Here is a 22,748-nt window from a genome sequence, read left to right as displayed (position 1 = left end):
TGGTCTGTCCCCCTTTTCCCTTTCCCTTCCCTCTTTTCCCTCCCCGCTAGTTTCCAAAAGCCGCTGCGCGGCCAAAATCACTGTCCCGCGCGAACCAACCGGACCCTGTAGCTGACGTTCTTGCCGTAGTTGCCAACACCGCCGCTGCCGAAGTTGACGCCCCACGCGTCGTTGGCACCGTAGGCGTAGGGCGAAGACGACCAAAACCAGGCCGATGGGGTGTTGGGGAAAATGGCGGCGTTGATGGTCGGCGACCAGCAGCGTCTCTCCACGATGGATTCCAGCTCGTTCTTGTTAGGCAGGCGCCAGTCATTATGTCCGGCATAGCCCGCCCCATCGTTCAGGGTCTGGGCCGCATCCAGGGCCTGCTGCCAAGTGTAGGTGGTGGCAGTGCCATTGCAAGTGCTGCCGTCCCAACTCTGCCCCAGGCTGCAACGCATCCAGATCAGGCCGGTGGGGGTATGGGTCACGGTGCCGTCGCCGTTGTCGCTGAAATCGGCGGTCGGGGTAGTGGCGGTTACCGCGCTATTCTGGTTGGCGCAGGTCACTTCCGCCCGGGCTGAATTCAACGGCAGCAGGAACCAAGCTACGGCCAGAAGCCCGATAAAGAAAGAGCCGGTTGCACGTTTCATACGATTTTCTCCTTAAGGTTGGGGGGAATCAAAGCAGAGAAGCCATCGGCCGCGCTCAGCCAGATCCGGCGCAGCACCCGTCTTTTCAGGCCACCCTGAAGGTGGCCTTCCTCGCTGCAAAACAGATAACTGCACCGGTAACGGCGCAAACGGGCCTGAAGACCCGCCAGGTTTCCAATCTCGACCCGCCAGGCCCTGAGCCGGGCAGGCCCGCAGTATGGCGTCAGCCCCGGCAGTTCGGCGTTGAGCAGTAACTGCCGACCGCATTGAACTACCAGCAGGCAAGCCGGAAATTCGCGCTCGAAATAGCGCCACTGGCTGGCCAGCGATGAGACCAGGGTCGGCTGCCAACGGGGCCGCAAATCCTGCGGATCACGAAAAAACAGGTGGAGCCAGGGAAAGTCCCGGAAAATGCCTTGCCGCAGCCGGTAACTGTCGGCATGGCGAAAATGGCCCCAGTAGCTGGCCAGCACCGCCCGCAACCGTTGCCGCCGCCCCTTGGGCAGGTCAATGCTGGTACCGGCACGGTTCCGCCGTACCAGTTCGCGCTCTAAAGCCAGCAGCCGCTCATGGAGATTGCCCACCACCCGGCGGCGGACCAGACGGTAGCCGGGGCGGACGATGTAGCCGAGGAAATCGGCGCCGTTGCCCAGCGGGGCCGGTTCAGTGCGCTCTTTCAGGCCCAAGTGCAATTCGGTGGCGAGAAAGGCGGAGAGTTCGTCCCGCCACTGTGCCAGTTGCTCACGCTCCTGGTGCAGCAAAACAAAATCATCTACGTAGCGCACGTAATGGCGGCACTGCAAGTGGTGTTTGACGAACTGATCCAGTTGATCGAGGTAAAGGTTGGCAAAAAACTGGCTGGTGAGATTGCCAATGGGTAAACCGGTCTCGGCCGGGGTATTCTCCAGCCGCTTGTGGGCCGGGACCGGGTTAAACTCAGTCCGGGCCGAACTGAGGCGGATGGCCTGCTCGGCGCAGGGCTGGCGGATGATCCGGGCGGCGATCCGGTAGCAGAGCCGGGCCTGTTCCAGAGGCATACCCCGGCGGCGCACCGCCTTTTGCAGCTTGGCGGCCAGAAGCTTGAGCAGGGTCGGGTGGTGGATGCTGTTGAAAAAATTGGCGATATCCAGTTGGAGAAACCAGCCTTGGCCCTGCTGGCGGCGCATGAAGGTCTGCAAGCGATTCACCGCGAAATGGGTGCCGCGCCCGACCCGGTTGGAGGCGGCATCGGGGATGAAATCGCGGTCGATGACCGCTTCGAGTTGGGGCACCAGCCAGTGGTGGACCACCCGATCCTCGAACTGGGCGGCATAGACCTCGCGGGCCTTGGGTTTCTCGACGGTAAAAACAACGGGTGGCGAAGGCTGCCAGGTTTGGGCTTGCAGGGCATCCCGAGTGGAAACCAGGTTATCCAGCAGACTTAACTCATACAGACAGGCTCGCACCGTAGCCCGCTTACGCCGCCGACAGGCCAGCCAGGCCCGCTCGACGTTGCGCAAACCAGTGTACGGCGCCGAATCACTTTCCCGCGCGAACCAACCGGACTCTGTTGTTGTTGTTCTTGTTGTTGTTGTTAACATTGCCGTTGTCGAAGTTGACGTTCCACGCGTTGTTGGCATTGTTGGCGTTGGGCGAAGACGACCAAAACCAGGCCATTGCCCGCTCACTTCCTCTCCCGGCCAGCATCCGGCAACGGTAGCCGGCCGGGTGTTGCATCCCCGCCCGGATCAGGCAGGGGGAGCGGGCGCACAGTGATGCATCGGGTCGCGCGGAGAGGCTTTAGACCGCCCCGCTACCGCCCGGGTCTGTTTGAGCCAGCCGCCGGCCTGCTTGCCCAGGCTGACAGTTAGCTCCGCCACCCGTTGAAACTGGGCGAAATTTTCGAATGCTTTCAGTTCACGAGCCAGTTGAATCTGCAACTTGAGGTCATCCACCTGTTCGGCGAGTTGCTGAACCAGATTAAGCTTCCCCTGCTTGCGGGATTGCGCCCGGTGAATGGTTTGGCAAATCCGCAGGGCGGTGGTTCGCAACTCACTGCCCACCGTATACTTGTGGTAGCGGGAAAAACCCCGCACCGCCTGTTCCAGTTCCAGCATCAGCCGATTGGCATCCCGCCAGATGGGGAGATGATGCAAGTGTCGCATGGCCGTCCCACCTCCTGTTGCTCTTCCCAAGCCGCTACGCGGCCAAATTCACTGTCCCGCGCGAACCAACCGGACTCCGTCGCCGCTGCTCCCGCGGTTGCCAACATAGCCGCCGTCGAAGTTGACGTACCACGCGTTGCCGGCACCGTAGGCGTAGGGCGAAGACGACCAAAACCAGGCCGATGGAGTGTTGGGAAAATAATCGGGATCAATGGCCGGACCGGTTCGGCCATTATGGACAATGCTCAGCAGTTCCTGGACCGTGGGCAGCCGCCAGTCCCCGGCCCCGCAAAGCCCGGCGGCATTGACCGCCTGAACAAAGGCCTGGGTGTCGCAATCGCTGCCGCTGCACGAACCGCCGTTCTGGGTGCCGGCACTGCCGCCATTGGTGGCAGCATCGGAATTGTACCAGGTGTAGCTGTTATCCTGGCTGCGCAGGCCGCTGGTGGCCTTAACCTCCCAGATCAGGCCGGTGTGGTTGTCGCGGACGCAACTCCACGCACTCGCCCCGGCGGCCAGGTCGTTGCCAGAGGCATCGAGCTTGGTGAAATCAAAACCGGCCGCCCCAGCGCCGACCTTGCTCAACTGCCCGTTCCGGGCGGCGGCATCCCGCCCATGATCGGCATCCTGGCCGGGGTACTGGGCCTGTGGGGTGGTCAGGTTATTCTGGCTGGCATCGGCCCACCAGTCGATCCCGGTGTCGTTGAGGGTACCGCTGCCCGACGGCGGCGGAGGTGGAAGATCATCCTCGTCAATCCACAAACTCCAATCAACCACCTTGTCCGTGGTGTTGGCGGTAATGGCACCATCATCGTAGCTGCCGTTGCCGTCATAATCATACTCAAGCTTAACCCCGTACAGGGTGCCGTTCCCTTTGAAAGCGATATTGATGGAGTCAACGCTCTGGTCGCCCACCCGGGAAATATCCATCAGCTCGCTGTAGCTACCGTCGGCATAGCGCTGCACTGAATAGCGCCCGTTGGCCAACTCGATGGCATAAACTTGAATCGGGGTGGTCGCCGGATTATCGGTCAAAACCATGCCGCTTTGAGTGGTGCGCTCGCTGCCGTCCAAAGGCGTGACCCGGATAAAGCCCGGCATGGCATAAGTATAATCGAGAATGGCTCCGGTCAGGGAGGCCTGGTCGGTGACAAAGATCAGATTACGGTCGTGAGCGACCAGTTCGGAGGGCGCCATCACCACGGTGAGGCGCAGTTTGCGATCCAGGGACAAAACCCCGGAGGGGACCGGCAATTGATAAGTGATGAAATAATTATCGCCGCCACCGGTCGGCTGCCATTGGGTGGTGTAGCTGGGCATGGTCACCCCGCCGACGGTGGCCGAGGCCACGGTGATGGGGATATCAAACTGCTGCTCGTTGGTATCGAGATCACTGGCCTGGGCCACCCAGGTGGTGGTGGTGGCAATGGTGGCCGTAACCTGGACCGTGAAGGATTCCACCCCTGAGCGGCCACCGTCATCGCTCACCTCCACCTGCACCTGATAGTTACCGGGGGCCTGATAGGTGTGGTTGACGCTGTAATTGCCCCAGCGGCTGGCCGTGCCGGGAGAACCGCCGTCTCCCCAGGTAACGGTGAAGTGATAGTAGGGGTTGCCGCTGGTAACTTCCGCCAGCAGACTGAGGGATTCACCGACAAGCAGAGTGGTCTTGTTGGGAACCAATCGGAACCAGAGTTCGGCCGGTTCTGGTTCTGGTTCTGGTTCGGGCTCGGGTTCGGGTTCTGGCGCAGGCTCGGGATCGGGCTCGGGATCGGGGGTCGCCTCCACCACCACCAGCACGGTGACACTGTCGGTGGCGGTGGCACCCCGATTGTCGGTAACCCGTAACGTAAAGGTATAAGTACCCACCGGCCGTGCCGCCAGGGTTGGAGAATCGCCACTGCCCAAAAGGGTACTACCCGCAAACCAGTCGTAGGCGGTTATGTTGCCATCGGGATCATAGCTGGCGCTTCCATTCAAGACGATCTGCTGGGCGGTGGTGAATTCCAGGTCCGCCCCGGCATCAGCCACCGGAGCCTGATTGACGGCCGGGGGCGGCTGCGGCTCCACGACCTCACCGCTCTGGCTCACCACGATGGCAGTGGCGGCGGGGTTGTAGAATGAGCCATCGGCAAGGCGCACCCGGACCTTGGGGATAAAAGTGCCAGCTGAGGTAAAGCTTTGGGGCATTTCATAAAGTGTGTAGCCCTGGCCACCAAAGTAACCGGTGGTGGTGGTGGTGCCGACCGGAGCCTTACTTCGCCAAGCCGCTCCGTCCAGGGCATAGGCGACCAGGCTGGCGCCATCCGGCACTCTGATGCCAAAAAGAACCGTACTGCCCACCGGGGCGGAAAGATCACCGCCGGAGAGAAGGCTGCCGCTGAACGGGGTCCCATTAACCTCGGCCAGATAAAGGGCGGGGCGGCTGTCTTCGACCATTTTCCGGATAGCGTCGTTGACGTTGACGATTCTGGTGGCCGCCTGCAAAACCCGACAGTCACCGGTCTGCTCTTCCGGGGTGATGGTGGCGGTCACCGCATCCAGGGCCGCCTCGCCGTAGCGCGAGAAGGGGATTGCCAAACCGGACATCCCACCCGACAATGGCAAAGATTGCTGGTCGGCGCCGCGGTAGGTTACGGTGTGGGCGGCCATGCCGCCAGACAGCGAAATTTCCGGCCACAGGATATAGGAATCCGATTGAATGGAACGTCCGTAAAGCGAGAAATCACCCACCGTGATCTGGTTGCTATTCTGCACGTTGACCCAGTAATCCAGATGGGAGCGGCCCGTGCCCTGAATTTCCACCCGGTACTTGCGCAGGCCGCTCTTGGCGTCCAGGGTAAAATCGTGGCTGTAAGTGCAACGCCACTGATTATTACCCAGTGGGGAACACTGACCGGCACCGATCGTCTGCAAAATCTGGTTGTTGTTGTCCGGATTCAAAACCCGGAGAACGGGTTTGTCGAGCTGGTAGCCGAACGGCTCCAAGGTGACGCTGACCTCGAAGCTGGCGCCGGGGCAGACTTTGTTATTGGACATCACGGCACTGAAATCCCCACTCATCTGGGTATAGGGGTTGGCGGCGGCCTCAATTTGGTTGTGCGCAAACTCGATGGCATCCAGCAGCCTGTCGGCAGCGTCATCGCTGTGGGCCTGGAAGCGGCTATAGAGATATTCAACCTTGCGCCAGAAATCGGCAGTGCTTTGTTTGGTGGGGTGATAACCAGTGATATGGAACCAGCCGTTGGCAACATACGCCTGGTCACTACCTGTAATCAGCACCACATCGGTGTTGCCGCGACTTCCTTCCAGGCCATAAATGAGGCTCTCCGCCGAATCGCCGGCGTTGCGCAGGGCAAAGTACCTGGCAATCTGGGCGTTAAGCTGGATGTCGTCGAATTGCTTAACTGCCTGGTCAGCACGCCCGATCAATTCACTCACATACCACTCCACCAGGCCAGCAGGATTGAGTTTGCCAAGCGCGATCGTTGAAACCGCATCCATAATTTTCTTTGAGTAGTGGTAGGCCTTGAAAGCTGCTTTGCTAAGAATTGCGTCATCAACCAAACCTTTGGCTTGCAGAGCCAAATCAACAAGTTTCAAAGAACTACCAATGCTGTTAACCCGGTATAGGGTTCTGTAGCCCTCCAGGTGGGGCAAGGAGCCGCCAGCGTTAAGGCGGTCATAAACATCTTTGTTAGCAGCCCATGCCAGATAGAGTTCAAAAATATTGGGCAAATCTTGAGACGGCACGTAATTCAGAATTTCTTCCCACTGCTTATCAGCGTAGCTCAACCCGCGACCGCTCGCCAGCTCCTTCAAAACAGGCAAATGATCTTTCGCATCATCCGTCTTTAAGCCCCAACTGATCAACTGAAAATTGGTGAAGTGATCGACGACGAAATAGACTCGTTGAGCTTCGGCATCGACATGGTCGGGAAAAATATAATCGATGGTACCAGCCGAATAGCGGGCAATAACAATATCGTCCGGGTCGGCGGTTTCGGGGTCGTAAGGCATACTGATCAATACCGGCTCGCTGAAACTCAACCCGGCCGGCGCCATGGAGAGCACCGGCCCCAAGGCATTGCCCTCGACACCGGGGATAAACGAAGAATCGATGGCGTTGGCGACAATATCCACCATCTCCCCGACCGCACCGGCCGGGATGGTGATGCTGGTGCCGGCCAGGGGGCGCCACTCGGAATCGACATCGGGGGCGAAGATGTCGATGATCACCGGCTCCTTCACGCCTGGACCAACGGTAGCCCGAGCCAACTCCACGGGATCGACGGCGCTGACCGTGGTTTGCACCTGTCCGATCAAGTGTAGGCCGGCGGATCGGATTTCGACACTAACCTGATGGTAACCCGTTTGCGCAATGGTCGTTTCGTTCCCATCGATGGCCTCGCCGTTGAGGAACCATTCCACCTCGCCGGGAATTGGCCGATCCAGGGCCAGCTCCATGGTAAACGGAACTTCCTGAAGAGAACCACCGACCACAACGATGACCGGATTCAGCAGCTCGACCAGCAGTTTGTCCACCCAACCGTTTACGCCTTCAGGTTGTTCCAGCACAGCGGCACGGATGGCATCCAGTTCTACCCCGACCAGGGGGGCGCCGCGATGGGCGGCCAGAAAGGGATCATCCTCCAGACCCAACCAGCCTTGGAGCTGCTGCCGGGCCTCAGCGTAGGACTGCTCCGTCAGGATGGCCAGTTTGGCGGCGGCGGTGGTAAGGGGGGTAACATCGCAGGCATCATCATCCGAGGCGCAATGACCGCTCAAGGCGCCGGGATAGGGCACCCCGTCCAGGGTGCCGTTGGTGGCCACCACCCGGTAGGGGCCGGGGGCGGACAGACCGGCAAGTTGATAGTAACCGGCGCCGTCGGTGAAGGTCTGGCCTAGCAGGGCGCCATCGGGGCCATAGATTTCCACTGTGGCCCCGGCCAGCGGGCCGTTGACCACGTGACCATCCAGAGTGAAGGACTGACCGCCGCTGCCGCCAGAGCCGCCGGAGCCGCAACCCGCCGGGAGCAGACCGGCCAGCAGGGCCACCAGGGCCAGGCAGGTGAAACGGATTAACCGATTAAATTGGTTGGTTGGTTGTAAACTCTGCGCCATGAGCCCTTGCCCTCCTCCGGCCTGTTATTAATTATTTCCGGTGAAAATCGCTAATCTTCCCAGCCTTATGGTTCCCAGGCCCTGCCAGCTCCCCCCTGACCCTCGACCGAGGCTAATCAACTAACATATGGCTTGTATCAAACGCGCCGGCTTTCGTCAAACAAATTATATCAACAAATGGGAGCATTGCTCCTGACTTCACATCGGGTCGGTCCGGGATTCAACGGGATGGCAAGTCCCCCATGGTAACGGTGCTCCGTTTCTGGTATAAGGTGATCTTCTACCAACCTTAACCAACCATCCCGGAACCCTGTCCCATAATGCCTGAATCCGTTTCCTCCTCAACCCGCCCGGCAACACAAGCGAAAACGCCACCCGGGCTTGGACTCTCCCGGCCGAAACTGCCCGAACTGCTGGCTCCGGCCGGCGACCGGTATAAGCTGGCCCAGGCCATCCATTACGGGGCCGATGCCGTTTATCTCGGGGGCAGCAGCTACAGCCTGCGGGCCAATGCCGGCAACTTCAGCGACCAGGAGCTGCGGGAGGCGGTACTGCTGGCCCATGGGGCCGGGGTTCGGGTTTACGTGGCGCTCAACATCTTCGCCCATCAGCGCGATTTTGCCGACCTTGAGGACTACCTGCTTTTCCTGGGGGAGCTGGCGGTGGATGGGCTGATCATCGCCGACCCGGGGGTGCTGGCCGTGGTCCGGCGGGTGGTGCCGCAGCTGCCCATCCACCTGAGCACCCAGGCTAATGTCACCAACCCGGAAAGCGCCGCCTTCTGGCAGGCCTGCGGGGTCAGCCGGATCAATCCGGCCCGGGAGCTTTCCCTGGCCGAACTTATCGAGATGCGCAAGCGGGTGACCGCCGAGCTGGAGATCTTCGTCCACGGGGCGGTCTGCATCTCCTATTCCGGACGCTGTTTTTTGAGCCTCCATCTCACCGGCCGGGACGCCAACCGGGGTGACTGCGCCCACCCCTGCCGCTACCGCTACCGCCTGGAGGAGGAGAGACGCCCCGGCCAGTTCTTCCCCATCGAGGAGGATGACCGGGGCAGCTATATCTTCAATGCCAAGGATCTTTGCCTGCTCAACCGGCTGCCCCAACTGATCCGGGCCGGCGCCGACGCCTTTAAAATTGAGGGGCGGATGAAAAGTCTCTTCTATGTGGGCACGGTGGTCCGCCTCTACCGGGCGGCTCTGGATTTCTGGGGGGAGCAGGGCCTGGACACCCCCCTGCCCCCGGAGTTTGCCGAGGAGCTGAGCAAGATCGGCGGCCGGGGCCAGAGCGAAAATTTCTTCAGCGGCCCGCCGGGCCCGGAAGATATGCAGCCGGGGGGGGCCACCGGCAACCCCGACTGGGCTCCCGCCGCCATTGTCCGGGAGGGGGGCGCCTCCCCGCTGGTGGAAGCCCGCAACCCCTTCCAAAGGGGCGAAACCATTGAATATCTGGGGCAGGGCCTTAAAAACCACCCCTGCCGGATCATCGCCATCCACGACCAAAACGGTGGGGAACTGGAACGGGCCAACCCCAACAGCCTGTTGCGCCTCACCCTCACCGCCGCCGGCCACGAGACCCTCAACTGCCGGCCCCCCGGCCTGTTTCGCCGCCAGATCACCCCGGCACCAGCCACCGGTCCCAACTGACCCAATTACAACCAGGGGATGAGAAGATGCCCAACCTTAAACCGCCACCAACCGCCCGGAAATTCTGGTCCCTCCTCTTTTTCCTCCTGCTCGCCACCGGCCTGTGGCCACCCGGCCCCCTGATCGCCGGGGCCTCCGGGGCCGCCGAGTACGAACTGCTGCACTACGAGATTGTGGTCAGCCTGGACCCGGAGAGCCACCGCCTGGAGGCCCGGGCGGCCATCACCGTTCCCCCCGGTTATCCCCGCCGCTTTACCATGGCCCTCCACGGCGGCCTGAATCCCCGCTCCGGCGGCGCGGAGGTCGAGATTGTCCCCACCGCCGCCGGTGGCCATCCCGGCCCCCGGGAGGTGGAAAGATTCACCGTCACCCTGCCGCCGGAGGTTGACACCTTCGTGGTGGTTTATGGCGGCAAGATCCATCATCCCCTGGATTTCGCCGGCCAGGACTACGCCCGGGGGGTGCGCTACACCCCGGGGCGGATCGATCCCGAGGGGATCTACCTGGGCCCCGGCGCCTTCTGGTATCCCCGGCCCCTGCAGCGCGACCACTTCAACAGTTTCCGGCTGCGGGTCCAACTCCCCCCGGGCTGGACAGCGGTCAGCCAGGGGGGGCGCCAATCTCCCCGCCCGGAGGTGGTGGGTAATGAAACGGTCTGGGAGGAACTCAACCCCCAGGAGGGGATCTTCCTGGTGGCTGACCGCTATACGGTTTATGAAGGGGAGGCCGACGGAATCGCCACCATGGCCTTTCTCCGACGGCCCGATCCGGAGCTGGCCCGCCGCTATCTGGAGGCCACCGCCCGCTACCTGCGGCTCTACAGGGAAATGCTGGGTCCCTACCCCTACGCCAAATTCGCCCTGGTGGAAAACACCTGGGAATCGGGCTTCGGGATGCCCTCCTTCACCCTGCTGGGCTCCCGGGTGATCCGGCTGCCCTTTATCCTCAACTCATCCTACCCCCACGAAATCCTCCACAACTGGTGGGGCAACGGCGTTTTCACCGACTACGCCAGCGGCAACTGGAATGAGGGTTTGACCGCCTATCTGGCCGACCACCTGCTGATGGTCGAGCAGGGCCGGGGGAGTGAATATCGCCGGGGGGTGCTCCAGAAGTATGCCGACTACGCCGCCGGCGGTCGCGATTTCCCCCTGCGGGCCTTCAGCGCCCGCCACAGCCCGGCCGGGGAAGCGGTGGGCTACGGCAAGGGGCTCTTCTTTTTCCATATGTTGCGCCGGGAAGTGGGCGAGGATGTTTTTTGGACGGGCTTGCGCCATTTCTACCAGACCAATCTTTTCCGGATCGCCTCTTTCGATCATCTGCAAAAGAGCTTTGAGACCGTGGCCCAGCGGCGGCTGGACGACTTTTTCGCCCAATGGCTGGAGCGGGACGGCGCCCCGGAGCTGGCCATGACCAGGGTCACCCTGGAGCCGGAGGAGGAGCAGGGCTGGCGGCTCAAGGCCCTCTTCTCCCAGCACGGCTCCGCTCCCCCCTACCGCCTGCGGCTGCCGGTGACGGTGACCCTGGCCGGGGAGGCCAAACCCCGCCGGTTCCAGGTTCCCCTCAGCGGACCGGAGGTAAGCTGGCAGGCCAGCTTCCAGCAGCGGCCGCTCCGCCTGGAACTGGACCCGGACTTCGAGCTCTTTCGGCGGCTGGACCGCCGGGAGATCCCCCCCGCCTTTTCCCGGCTCTACGGCAGCGAAAACACCCTGCTGGCAATCCTGCCCAGCGCGGAGGGTGATCTGTTGCCGGCCTACCGGGAGCTGGCCACGGCCCTGGGCCGTTTCGGCTCCGCCCGGGTGGAGATCGTGCTGGACCGGGAGCTGGCGGAGCTGCCGGAGGCCCGGGATCTGATTCTGTTGGGCTGGCAAAACCGGTTCCAACCCCGGGTGGCCCAAGAGCTGCCGCCCCTGGCCGCGGCCATGCCGGCGGATGGAAGCCTGCGGATCGGGGAGGCTGTTTTCACCAAAGTCGGCCACGCCTTTGCCCTGGCCCTGCCCCATCCAAGTAACCCGGCCGCCACCATGGGTTGGATCGCCCTGGATCAACCCGCCATGCTGGCCGGCCTGATCCGCCGCCTGCCCCACTACCACCGCGACGGCGCCCTGGTTTTCGCCGGCGATGAGGCCAGCAATATCTTCCGCCACCAGTGGCCGGCCCCCGGTTCGCCGCTCGTCGTCAACTTTCCCGGGGTCGTCCACCAAGGACAGGAGGAGGCAAGCCCCCTGCCCCGTTAGCGCCGGAACGGCTTGTTAAGCGGCAATTTTGATGGCCTCGCAAAAACCCGCTAAACGCGTTGGTCGGCCATGCGAAAACAACAAGTTGCGAGGCGTGCCCCGTCGTCGTCGCGGCTTTTTGCGACGTCGACAATTTTGGCGGGGGGCTTGAGCAACAGGGCCAGAAGGGCGGCAAAAACACAGGCGCCGCCGGCGATGGCGAAGGAGGTCTGCCAGGTGGAGATATCGCCGCCCACCGCCATGTCCCGGAAATAGCCGGCGATCTGGGGCCCCAGCATCCCGGCCACTCCGTAGGAGAGAAAAACCCAGCCGTAGTTCTGCCCCAGATTGCCGGGGCCGAAATAGTCGGCGGTGGCGGCGGGGAAGAGGGCGAAGTTGCCGCCGAAATTGAAACCGATGACGGCGGCGGCGATGATCAGACTACTGGTGGCGGAGCCCAGTTCAAAGAAGGCGAAGAGAATAAAGGCCTGGAAGCTGCACATCATAAACAGCGACCATTTCCGGCCCAGGCGATCGGAGATCCCCCCCCAGGCAATCCGGCCCAGGCCGTTGAAAATGGCGTACCAGGCCATGGCGGTACCCGCCGCCATGGCCGCTTCCGCCGGCCCCGGCACCGCCTGGGCCGCCTGCAGGGCGTCAATCCCGAACAGGCTGATACTGTAGATCACCATCAGCCCGGCCAGGGCGGTGCTGCAGAACATCAGCCAGAGCAGGTAGAACTGGGGGGTGCGCAACATCTCCCGGCTGCCGAACTCCCGCCCCGAGACCCCCGGGTCAGCCGGGAGATGTTGCGCCAGGGCGGGATCCCAGCCCTCCGGCCGGTAGCCCGGCGGCGGGTTGAGCATCACCAGGCTGCCCAGCCCCACAAAGAACAGAAAGGCCACTCCGTAAAGCAAAAAGACACTCTGCACCCCGGGCAGACCGAAGAGGCTGGTGGTGTACAAAAGCCCGCCAAACCAACTGCCGGCCAGTTTGACCCAGAGGGTGGCGCCAAAGCCGAAACCGGCCACGGCCAGGCCGGCAACCAGGCCCTTCTTGTCGGGGAACCACTTCACCCCCACCGCGATGGGGACCACATAGGCCAAACCGATCCCCGCCCCTCCCACCAGTCCGATCCCCACCAGCTGCCCCCAGAAGCTGCCGCCCAGCAAGCCCCCCAGGATATAGCCGCAGCCCAGCACCACCCCCCCGAGGGCCACCACCGGCCGGGGCCCGAACCTCACCTGCAGGCGACCGGCAAAGACCATCACCACCGCGAACACCGCCAAACCGGCGGAAAAGATCCAGGCGGCCTGGCGGGCGGAAAAACCGTACTCGCCGCCGGCGGCCACCGGTTGGGTCAGGGCGCCGGTGAAGGCGCTCCAGGCGTAGATGGTGCCCAGGCAGAACTGAATGACCATGGCGCCGGCCACCACCAGCCAGCGCCGCTTGCCCAAACTCATATATGCCGCTAAACCGGACATGACCTCTCCCTGCGCTATGGTTGCACAACGCCCTGATGGTATCATCTTCCGTCGGCGACCACCAAGCGGAACTTGGTCCCGCCCAGCTTTTCCTTGCCATCAGGCCCCGCTATCCGCTAACCTCGGAATATTGAACCATCCCCTGCCGTTGCGTGGCAACCAGCTGAAAAGGAGGAGCAAATGACGACCATCACCCTGCAGGGCACTCCCATTCACACCATTGGCGAGTTGCCGGAACCCGGCGCGCCCGCCCCCGATTTCCTGCTCACCAAAACCGACCTCAGCGACGTCACCCTCCTGGATTATCGGGGCAAACGGGTGATCCTCAATATCTTTCCCAGCATCGACACCGGAGTCTGCGCCACCAGTGTCCGCCGCTTCAACAGCGAGATCGACCGCCTGGAAAACGCGGTCTGCCTCTGCGCCTCCCTGGATCTGCCCTTTGCCCATGCCCGTTTCTGCGGGGCCGAGGGACTGGAGAAGGTGATTCCGGTCTCGGAACTGCGCAACCGGGAGTTTGGCGACCGCTACGGGGTCCGGATCATCGACGGCCCCTTGGCGGGCCTGCTGGCCCGGGCCGTGGTGGTGATCGATGAAAAGGGGCTGGTGATTTATCGACAACAGGTGCCGGAGATCAAGGAGGAGCCGGATTACGAGGCGGCCCTGCGGATACTGCGGCCCGGCGCCTGATCACGACAACCTGGAAGCTTCCCCGGCCGCCGGGCCGCCGGACAAAAAAAATCCCGCCCCCACGCCGGGCGGGACGGGATTTGGTGGATGGGTCCGGGCTGTAACTACAGCCGACCGGCCGAGCTTATCAACCCCCGGCCGGCTTGGCCATACCCAGGCCGGTACCGCCCGCCGGCCCCATGATATAGGGGCGGGCGACCTTAACCCGGACCTTGTCGGCAATCTCCAGGGTAACCACCGAGTCGGTCAGGCCGGTGATGGTGCCCTGGAGGCCACCACTGCTGACCACCTCGTCGCCGATCTTCAGGGCGGCCAGAAACTGCTGGTGCTCCTTGGCCTTCTTCTGCTGGGGACGGATCAACAGAAAGTAAAAGATCACGAAGATCAGAATCAGGGGAATAAAGGCGCCAAAACCGCCTCCGGCCGGAGCCGCTTCCGCGGCGTGAGCGATACTAACCATGTCAACCTCCAGTTGTTGGGTAATTATTGTCGTTTACTGATTGCCAGTCTCGTTTTCCGCCTGCCGCCCGATAAAATCCCGGTAAAACTCGAGGAAGTTGTCCTCCTCGATGGCCCGCCGCATCCTGGCCATCAGGGCCGTGTAGTAGTGCAGATTGTGCACGGTCATCAGATGGGAGGAGAGCAGTTCCCGGGCCACATACAGGTGCCGCAGATAGGCCCGGCTGTAATGGCGACAGGTGTAGCAGTCGCAGGACTCATCCGCCGGCCGGGGATCATCCCGGTAGCGAGCGTTTTTTATAACAAGCCGGCCGGTGGAAGTAAAGAGCATTCCGTTGCGGGCGTTGCGGGTGGGCATCACGCAGTCGAACATATCGATCCCCCGATAAACCGCTTCCACCAGGTTGCGGGGGGTGCCCACCCCCATCAGGTAGCGGGCGTGATCGGCCGGCATCGCCCCGGCGGTCTCTTCGCAGATCTGGTACATCAGCTCCTCCGGCTCCCCCACGCTCAACCCCCCGATGGCATAACCGTCGAAACCGATCGCCACCATCTCCGCCAGCGAGCGCAGGCGCAGGTCGGGGTACATACCGCCCTGAATGATGCCGAAGAGCAACTGGCCGCTATCCCCCTGGGCCGCCCGGCAGCGGGCCGCCCACCGGCCGGTGAGGGCGGTGGCTTCCTCCGCCTGTTGCCGCTGGGCGGGATAGGGGATGCAGGTGTCCAGGCACATCATGATATCGCTGCCCAGGGCCTCCTGGACCGCCACCGCCGACTCCGGACTGAGAAAGAGCTCGGAGCCGTCCAGGTGGGATTTGAAGGCGGCCCCCTCCTCGCTGATCCTGGCCAGCTGCTGCAGGGAAAAGATCTGAAAACCACCGCTGTCGGTGAGGATCGGCCCCGACCAGTTCATGAACCGGTGGAGCCCGCCCAGTTTTTTGATCAACTCATGCCCGGGCCGCAGGTAAAGATGGTAGGTGTTGCCCAGGATAATCTGGGCCCCCAGCTCCCGCAGGTTCTCCGGAGTCACCCCCTTGACCGTGGCCTGGGTGCCCACCGGCATGAAAACCGGGGTCTGCACCACCCCATGCAGGGTTTGCAGCTCGCCGCGCCGGGCGGCGCACTGGGAGGAGGTGGCCAGCAGCTTGAACGGGGAAGGGGAATCAGGCATCGAGGAAGGTGGTATCCCGGTTGAGCAGGCGGCACCCGGCTTCGGTGACCACCGCCATGTTTTCCAGCCGGACCCCGCCCCAGCCCGGCAGATAGACCCCGGGCTCGACGGTCAGCACCATGCCGGGCCGCAGCAGCTTGCCATTGCGATAACTCAGCGAGGGACCTTCGTGGACATTGAGCCCCACCCCATGGCCCAGGCTGTGGCCGAAATGATCGCCATGCCCGGCCTCTTCGATCACCCGCCGGGCCACCTGATCGACATGGCGACCGGCCACCCCGGGGCGCAGGGCCTGCAGCCCGGCCAGCTGGGCCTGGCGAACCAGACGGATCATCGCCAGGGTCTGGCCGTCGGGCTGGCCCAGGACCACGGTCCGGGTCATATCCGAGCAATACCCCCCGACCTTCAGTCCCATATCGATGATGATCGGCTCGCCTGGGGCCAGCAACCGCTCGGTGGGGACCGCATGCGGCATGGCCCCGTTGGGGCCGGCGGCGACGATGGTGGGGAAACTGGGGCCCTCGGCCCCGCGCCGCCGCATGGTCTCCTCGATCAGGGCGGCCACCTCCCTTTCGCTGAGCCCCGGCCGCAGTTGCCCGTAGACCTCGGCAAAGACCTGCTCGTTGAGCCGCACCGCCTGTTCGATCAGGGCCAGCTCGGCGGCGCTTTTGATCTGGCGCAACTCCTCCACCAAACCGGTCAGCGGCACCAGCTCGATCCCCTTTTCCGTGGCCAGCCGGGCAAGACCGACAAAAACTGAATGGAGCAGGTAATCGCTTTCAAAGGCCAGGCGCTCGAGGGCCAGAGAGTTGAACAGGCGGCGCAGCAGGGGAAAGAGGCCCCGGGGATAGACCCGAATCTCGAAACCCGCCGCCTCCTGCTCGGCCTGGAGCCGATAACGGCCATCGGTGAGGAGGAAAGAGGGGCCGGCGGCGGTAACCAGCAGCACCCCGGCCGATTCGCTGATCCCGTGGTCGGCGGCGGTAAAACCGCTAAGGTAACGGCGATTCTCCGGCTGGCTGACCAGCAGGGCATCCAACCCCCGCCGCTTCAGCCGCCGACGGAGCTTATCGAGCATCAGAGACATCGGCCGGCGCCTTCAGTGGAGAAAGTGGACAAAAACCTTCACCCCGTAGCGGAACAGTCTGGCATGCAGCTGCTGCAGCGCCCGGGTGGGATCGGCCTGGCCGAAATTGACCTGGAAACGGAAGGGTTTGTCCAAAGACTGAAGATATTCAAACCGGGGATGGCCGTGGCGGATCTCGCTGCCCTCGGCATACCACTGGCGAAACCGTTTCTCCACCTCTGGCAGATCATCCGGCTTGGCCTCTTCCACATCCAACAGAATTTCCGCTTCCATTTTAGCCTCCTCTTATGAACCCGCGTTGAAGATGGCGGCCAGGTGCTGCTTGTGCTGCTCCACGGCCCGGCCATATTGCAAATTCAACTCATCCTGGATCCGCTGCCACTCCTCCTGAAACTTGGGGTGCTGCTCGGGGCTCAGTTTCATGGCCACCCCGGTCTGACGGGCCAGATTTCCCTCCATGGCCGCCAACTGCTGGGCAAACTGCTCTCCAAGCTGCTGGCGCAACTGGCGACAATGGGCCAGATACTGCTCCAGGATCTTTTTCAGGTCACCCAGCAGCCGCAACAGCTCACCGCCGCCCTGTTCACCGGCCAGCTCCAGCAGTCCGGCCATGGCCTTCTCCGCCGGCGCCAGCTGCTCCTCCTCCCGGGGCAGGAAGATGTTGCGCAAAAGGGTCCCGGCCATACCCTGGCGCAGGGCCATTTGCCGCTGGGGGGGCGCGGCGGCCAACTCGGCGTTGAGGCTGGCGACCTCGCTCCGCAGGCAGGCGGCGGCCAGCCGCATCCCCTCCCGGCGATCCTCCTCGCCCAGATCCACCTGACCGCCACCGGCCGCGTCCATGGCAGCCAGCCGCTCCATCACCTTCTCCATGGTACTCTTGATCTCATCACTCATTGGGATCCCCCTTCATTGCGACAATCAAATTCATCAATATACCCGGCCCGGCTCCCCCGCCAAAGGGGAAAGAGGGGGTCAACGGGGAAAAGCGGCGGGAATGCCCCCATCCACCGGCAGGGTGGCGCCGGTGGTGGGAGTGAGACCGGCGGCAAAGAAGACCACCGCGTTACCGACTTGCTCGGCGCTCACCGCCACCTTGAGCAGGTTGCGGTTCCGATAGTATTCGCGCAGGCCGGCGGGATCGAGGTTGCGGGCCCGCATCCGGTCGGGACCCACCACCTCCCAGAGACCGGAGCTGACCCCGTCGGCATCGAACACCCCATCGGCATTGATCATATTGACCCCCACCCCCAGTTCCGCCAGCTCCAGGGCAGCTATCTTGCCCAGCTGGTGGGCCGCGGCCTTGGAAGCGCTGTAGGCCCCAAAAGCCGCCCCGGGATCAAAGACGTTTTTCGAACTGTTGATGATCACCTGGCCGCCGCAGGCCTGGCGGCGGAAAAGGGGAATCGCCCCCTTGATTACCGTGAATACCCCCTGGCAGTTGACCGCCATCACCCGGGCGAAATCGGCCCCGGTTAGCTCCTCCAGCCTGGCGACATGGGCGATCCCGGCATTGGGCACCAGGATATCCAGGCCCCCGGCGGCCTGCACCACCTGGGCCAGCCCCGCCCGCACCGACTCCTCGGCGGTGACATCCATCACCACCGTGCCCAGCATCCCTCCCCCGAAGCGGCTCTTGAGCCTGGCGGCCACCGCCTCTAAGCGGGCCTGGTCCAGATCGCTTAAAAAGACCCGGGCCCCGGCCTCCAGCAGCCGGGCGGCAATCCCCAGGGCCATGGCCCCGCCACCGCCGGTAACCAGGGCCACCCGGCCGGCCAAAAGCGACGGCCGTCCCTGGCCCAGCTTGGCCTGCTCCAGGCTCCAGTACTCCATGGCGAAGATATGCTCCTCCTCCAGGTCGAGGTAGGGGCCCAGGGGGGCGCCGCTCAACTTGGCCCGCAGGGTATGCTCGGCGATATCGGCGGCAATCGCCGCCTCCTTGGGAGAGAACCCCGCCCCCACCAGGCCCAGGCCGGGGATCAGGATCACCCGGGGCCGGGGATCGAGCATGATCTTTTTGCTCCCCGCCGCCCGGCAGCGACGGGCAAAATACTCCTGATAGCTTTCACCATAACCGGCCACCGCCTGGGCAATGGCCCGGGCGACCTCGGCTTCAGCCGCCGCCGGGTCCAGGTTCAGCAAAAGGGGATGGTTTTTGGTCCGGATCACATGATCGGGGGTCAGCACGCCGCCGCCGCCGAAAAGCGCTGCGGCATCGGGTCGGGCCAGGGCCGCCAGCAGATCGGGTGCCGCCCGCCAGGCCAGGCTGAAGTAGCGGCGCTCCCCGCCGGGGGCGACAAAGCTTAAGGCCCCCCGCAGCAGGGGGAGCAGCCGGGCCGGATCATGTTCGACCGCCGCCGCGCCAGCCGGGGGCCGCCCCGTTCCGGCCGCGGCCAGATAGGCCTCGGCCCGGCTTACATACTCGATCATCCGGCCGTAGGCCACTTCCGCCTCGTCGGCGAAGGTGAAGATTCCGTGCTGGAGCAGGATCACCGCCTCGATCCCCGGATCGGCCTCGTACAGATCGGCCATCGCCCGGGCCAGGGGGAAGCCGGGCATGATAAAGGGCAAAATGCCGATCTTGGGGCCCAGCGCCGCCCGCAGGTGCCTTTCCGGCTCGGGCAGGTGGGTCAGAATGACAATGGCGTCGGCATGGGTATGATCAATGAAGCGGTGGGGCAAAAAGGCGTGGACCAGGGTCTCGATGGAGGGGTTGGGGGCGGCGGCATCCAGCATATGGGTACGGAACTGGTTAACCATCTCCTCGTCGCCCAGACTGGCCAGCCCCCGCAGGCGCCGCAGCCAGGCCAGCTCCAGCCCGGGAAAACCGGCGGCCTCGATGGCCCCGAGATCCCAGCCGCTGCCTTTGATATGGAGGACCTCCAACTCTTCCCCCAGGATATTGCGGGCCCGATCCTTCACCGAGGTATTGCCGCCGCCGTGCAGGACCAGGGCCGGCTCCCGCCCGATCAGGCGGGAGGTATAAACCCGCAGGGCCAAGGCGGGGGAGCAATGGGGGCGGGCGGCGACAAAGGCGGCGGCCTCGTCGTGATCGTAGCGGTTTTTCATCACTTTTCCTCTTCTCTCTATATCAGCCAATACAGATAGGCGGCGTAACCGGTGAGCAGCATTACCCCCAGGACGCGGTCCAGACGCCCCCGAACGGCGATGGCCGCCAGCAGCACCAGGGAAAAGAGCAGCATCACCGGCAGATCCCGCTGGAGGAGAACCGCCGGCAGGGCAAAGGGGAGCAGGGAGGCGGTAACACCCATCACCATCAGCAGGTTAAAGAGGTTGCTGCCGATGATGTTGCCCACCAGCAGGGCGTCCTGGCGCTGGCGAATGGCGGCGAAACAGGTGGCCAGCTCCGGCAGGGAGGTGCCGATGGCCGCCAGGGTAAGGCCGATCACCAGCTCACTTATCCCCAGGCCGCGGGCGATCTCCACCGCCCCGCGCAAAAAAAGCTCGGCCCCAGCGGCCAGGGCCGCCAGGCCGGCAAGCACCAGCAGCAGGGCCACCAACTGCCCCCGGGCCACGGCCTCGGCACCGGAACTGGTCTGCTCCACCACCGCTGCCGGGGTTTCGCCGCCGCCTTGGCCACCGGCGCGCCAATAGGCCAAGAAGGTGTAGGCAATTAACGCCGCCACACAAAGGCCACCGGCCCAGCGAGGGAAAAAACCGTACCAGGTAAGCCCGAACAGACCGGCGGTGGCCAGGTGGAGCAGAATCATCTCGGTGGCCACGATTCTCAGGCCCAGCCGCAGGGGGACAAACAGCAGGGAAATCCCCAGAATAAGGCCGATATTGGCAACATTGCTGCCGATCACATTGCCCAGCATGATCTCGGGGTGCCCCCGCCAGGTGGCGGCCAGGCTGATGAACAGTTCGGGCACCGAGGTGCCGAAGGCCACCACGGTCAGGCCGATCAGCAGCGAAGGCATTCCCCAGTGGCGGGCCAGGTCACGGGCGCCCCCCACCAGAAGTTCCCCACCGGCCAGCAACAAAACCAGGCCGGCCAGCAAAATCAACAGCGGTAAAATCAATGATGCGGTAATGGCGCGCCTCCTCCCCATGAAAATGGCCAAAGATACCAGCGTTAAGCCTGGCGGTAAAGCCTTTTCCCTTGACAGCGGCGGAAAACCCGGTACAAATTCAGGGGTTGTGTCTACCCTGCGGAACACCTGTTCCGTGTTATGCACCTTCCAATCGACACCAAGGACCTCAGGCATGGGTGCATTGCCAGCAGAGCAGCGGATTGACCCCTCGGAGGAGCAACGCCGGGAGGTGGTTCGTCGAATCAAGGAGGCGGCGGACATTGGCGAAATTATCGGCGAGCATGTCACGCTGCAGCGGGCCGGAGCCAACCTCAAGGGTCTTTGCCCCTTTCACTCCGAAAAGACCGCCTCCTTCATGGTCAACCCGGGGCGCGGCTCTTTTCATTGCTTCGGCTGCGGCGAGGGGGGTGATGTTTTCAACTTTCTGATGCTCTACCACCGGATCGCCTTCCCCGAAGCCCTCAAGCAACTGGCCGAACGCTACCGGATTCCACTGGCGGAAAATACCCTCTCACCCCAACAACGGGAAGAGGCCCGCAAGCGGGAGAATCTCTATGCCGTCAACGCCCGGGCCGCCGCACTCTACCACCACTTTCTCCTCCACGACCCCGCCGCCGCCAACGCCAGAGCCTATCTGGAGAAACGGGGCATGCCACCGGCGATCATCAGTCGCTTTCAGTTGGGCTACGCCCCGGAGCGCTGGGATTTTCTCCGCCGGGTGCTGGAGGGGGAAAAGTTCCCGGCCCAAATTGCCGAGGAGGCCGGGCTGCTGGTGGCCAAAAGAGCAGAGGGCCCCAATCCCTCTCCCCACTACTACGACCGTTTCCGCGACCGGATCATCTTTCCCATTGTCGACCAGACCGGCCGGGTGGCCGGTTTCGGCGGCCGGATCCTGGGCAACGGCGAGCCCAAATATCTCAACACCCCGGAAACCCCGGTCTTCGACAAAGGACGCACCCTCTTCGGCCTGTTCCAGAACCGGGACGCCCTGCGCAAGGCCAAAAGCTGCCTGCTGGTGGAGGGCAACTTCGACCTGCTGGCCCTGGTGGCCCAAGGAATCGACGAGGTGACCGCCCCCCTGGGCACCGCCCTTACCGCCGAACAACTGCGGCTTTTGCGGGGTTATGTCGAGGAGGTGATCCTGGTCTTTGACGGGGACTCCGCCGGGCTCAAGGCGGCGATGCGTTCCGTCCCCCTTTTCCTGGCCGAAAAGCTGACCGGACGGGTGGCGGTGCTGCCGGCGGGCGAAGACCCCGACAGCTACATCCGGGCCCACGGCCGGGAGAGCTTCAACGAACTGATGCGCCAGGCCCGCTCCCTGCCGGAATTTGTTTTCGATAAACTGGCGGAACAGCACGGCCTGGGGGTGGACGGCAAAAACCGGATCATCGCCGAACTGGCCCCCATCGTCCACGAGCTGGACGACCAGTTGCTGCTGCGCACCCGCTTCATCGCCCACTTCAGCGAACGGCTGGGGATCTCCAGCGAACAGTTCGGCCAAAGCATCGGTCGGGCTCCCCACCGGCGACCGGGGCCAGCGGCCACCCCGCCCCCCCCTGGTCCCGACCGGCAGAATTTTACCCTCTCGGCCAACGAGGGCCGGATTTTCGCCTTTCTTTTTCTCCACGGCCGCTATCTGCCGGAATTTCTGGCGGCCGGCCTGCGGGAAAACGCCAGTGGGCCGACCGCCACCATTCTCTTGGACCTGATGGTGACTCATCACGAAAAATTTATCCGGGCCCCGGAGGTGCTGCTGGAGTACACCGAAGGAGGCCTGAAATCGCTGGTCTCCCGACTGCTCATCGATGGCGGCACCATGTATCCCGAAGCCGTGCAGGAGGAGAGCGCCAGCGAGCTGATCGCCTGGCTGCGCCGGGATGACCGGCGCCGGGAATCGGACCAGCTGGTCCGGGAGATCAACGCCGCCTACCAGGCCGGTGATCAGGAGAAACTCCTGGCCCTGATGAAACAGAAGCAAGCCCTGAGCAACGGCGGATAAGCCGACAACCCCCGCGCAGCTATATTAGTGCATCAACCAAGGAG

At 63.4% G+C, this 22,748-nt stretch carries 17 protein-coding genes; 4 read left to right on the top strand and 13 right to left on the bottom strand.

Translation table 11 applies throughout. The annotated features are described in order from the left end of the window. Nucleotides 1-77: 77 nt before the first annotated feature. The 5 genes from ACHHRT_RS05920 to ACHHRT_RS05900 are packed head-to-tail and all read right to left on the bottom strand — an operon-like array spanning nt 78 to nt 7,900. Nucleotides 78-632: an Lcl C-terminal domain-containing protein gene (locus tag ACHHRT_RS05920; RefSeq protein ID WP_395498688.1), complete on the bottom strand. Its 555-nt coding sequence runs from the start codon at nt 630-632 to the stop codon at nt 78-80. Beyond that, nucleotides 629-2,131: an RNA-directed DNA polymerase gene (locus tag ACHHRT_RS05915; protein ID WP_395498686.1), complete on the bottom strand. Its 1,503-nt coding sequence runs from the start codon at nt 2,129-2,131 to the stop codon at nt 629-631. Before ACHHRT_RS05915 ends, ACHHRT_RS05920 begins: the two co-directional genes overlap by 4 nt. A gap of 19 nt (nt 2,132-2,150) precedes the next feature. Then, the gene (locus tag ACHHRT_RS05910; protein ID WP_395498684.1) at nt 2,151-2,348 is read right to left on the bottom strand and encodes an Lcl domain-containing protein; all 198 of its coding nucleotides are present in this window, start codon (nt 2,346-2,348) and stop codon (nt 2,151-2,153) included. An 11-nt stretch (nt 2,349-2,359) separates the two neighbouring features. Beyond that, nucleotides 2,360-2,776: a four helix bundle protein gene (locus ACHHRT_RS05905; RefSeq protein WP_395498682.1), complete on the bottom strand. Its 417-nt coding sequence runs from the start codon at nt 2,774-2,776 to the stop codon at nt 2,360-2,362. 48 nt (nt 2,777-2,824) lie between these two features. Further along, nucleotides 2,825-7,900: an Lcl domain-containing protein gene (locus ACHHRT_RS05900; RefSeq protein ID WP_395498680.1), complete on the bottom strand. Its 5,076-nt coding sequence runs from the start codon at nt 7,898-7,900 to the stop codon at nt 2,825-2,827. Between the two features lie 320 nt (nt 7,901-8,220). On the opposite strand from ACHHRT_RS05900, the gene ACHHRT_RS05895 reads away from it, so the two are divergent. Continuing rightward, on the top strand, nt 8,221-9,546 hold the full coding sequence (locus ACHHRT_RS05895; protein ID WP_395498678.1) for a U32 family peptidase C-terminal domain-containing protein: 1,326 nt from the start codon (nt 8,221-8,223) through the stop codon (nt 9,544-9,546). A gap of 26 nt (nt 9,547-9,572) precedes the next feature. Continuing rightward, nucleotides 9,573-11,783 (top strand): M1 family metallopeptidase, encoded by a 2,211-nt coding sequence (locus tag ACHHRT_RS05890; RefSeq protein ID WP_395498676.1) that lies wholly within the window; start codon nt 9,573-9,575, stop codon nt 11,781-11,783. A gap of 50 nt (nt 11,784-11,833) precedes the next feature. Here ACHHRT_RS05890 and ACHHRT_RS05885 read toward each other — a convergent pair whose 3' ends face one another. Then, nucleotides 11,834-13,246, bottom strand: coding sequence for an L-lactate MFS transporter (locus ACHHRT_RS05885; protein WP_395498675.1), 1,413 nt, complete (start codon nt 13,244-13,246; stop codon nt 11,834-11,836). Nucleotides 13,247-13,426: 180 nt separating this feature from the next. On the opposite strand from ACHHRT_RS05885, the gene tpx reads away from it, so the two are divergent. Continuing rightward, nucleotides 13,427-13,936 (top strand): thiol peroxidase, encoded by a 510-nt coding sequence (tpx, locus tag ACHHRT_RS05880; RefSeq protein ID WP_395498673.1) that lies wholly within the window; start codon nt 13,427-13,429, stop codon nt 13,934-13,936. A gap of 127 nt (nt 13,937-14,063) precedes the next feature. On the opposite strand, the gene yajC is transcribed toward tpx, so the two are convergent. From yajC to ACHHRT_RS05845, 7 genes are all read right to left on the bottom strand, one after another. Next, the gene (gene yajC, locus ACHHRT_RS05875) at nt 14,064-14,396 is read right to left on the bottom strand and encodes a preprotein translocase subunit YajC (protein WP_395498671.1); all 333 of its coding nucleotides are present in this window, start codon (nt 14,394-14,396) and stop codon (nt 14,064-14,066) included. 33 nt (nt 14,397-14,429) lie between these two features. After that, complete coding sequence (tgt, locus tag ACHHRT_RS05870) at nt 14,430-15,566, bottom strand: tRNA guanosine(34) transglycosylase Tgt (RefSeq protein ID WP_395498669.1); 1,137 nt, start codon at nt 15,564-15,566, stop codon at nt 14,430-14,432. Then, nucleotides 15,559-16,653, bottom strand: a complete 1,095-nt coding sequence (locus ACHHRT_RS05865) for a M24 family metallopeptidase (RefSeq protein WP_395498667.1) — start codon at nt 16,651-16,653, stop codon at nt 15,559-15,561. Before ACHHRT_RS05865 ends, tgt begins: the two co-directional genes overlap by 8 nt. Nucleotides 16,654-16,665: 12 nt before the next feature. Next, nucleotides 16,666-16,926: a hypothetical protein gene (locus tag ACHHRT_RS05860; RefSeq protein ID WP_395498665.1), complete on the bottom strand. Its 261-nt coding sequence runs from the start codon at nt 16,924-16,926 to the stop codon at nt 16,666-16,668. A gap of 12 nt (nt 16,927-16,938) precedes the next feature. Continuing rightward, nucleotides 16,939-17,547 carry a DUF6657 family protein gene (locus ACHHRT_RS05855; RefSeq protein ID WP_395498663.1) on the bottom strand — a complete coding sequence of 203 codons (609 nt, stop codon included), beginning with the start codon at nt 17,545-17,547 and terminating at the stop codon, nt 16,939-16,941. Nucleotides 17,548-17,625: 78 nt separating this feature from the next. Continuing rightward, nucleotides 17,626-19,719: a bifunctional aldolase/short-chain dehydrogenase gene (locus ACHHRT_RS05850; RefSeq protein ID WP_395498661.1), complete on the bottom strand. Its 2,094-nt coding sequence runs from the start codon at nt 19,717-19,719 to the stop codon at nt 17,626-17,628. Nucleotides 19,720-19,736: 17 nt separating this feature from the next. Then, nucleotides 19,737-20,723: a calcium/sodium antiporter gene (locus ACHHRT_RS05845; RefSeq protein ID WP_395498659.1), complete on the bottom strand. Its 987-nt coding sequence runs from the start codon at nt 20,721-20,723 to the stop codon at nt 19,737-19,739. Nucleotides 20,724-20,877: 154 nt separating this feature from the next. Between ACHHRT_RS05845 and dnaG the strand changes: the two genes are divergently transcribed. Further along, entirely contained in the window at nt 20,878-22,704 is a 1,827-nt protein-coding gene (gene dnaG / locus ACHHRT_RS05840; protein WP_395498657.1) for a DNA primase, read from the top strand. The last annotated feature ends 44 nt before the right edge of the window (nt 22,705-22,748 follow it).

The organism is Desulfurivibrio modestus (assembly GCF_044068625.1).
GTDB lineage: Bacteria > Desulfobacterota > Desulfobulbia > Desulfobulbales > Desulfurivibrionaceae > Desulfurivibrio.
The sequence above is the reverse complement of the archived record's forward strand: the minus strand, read 5'-3'. Positions and strand labels throughout refer to the sequence as shown.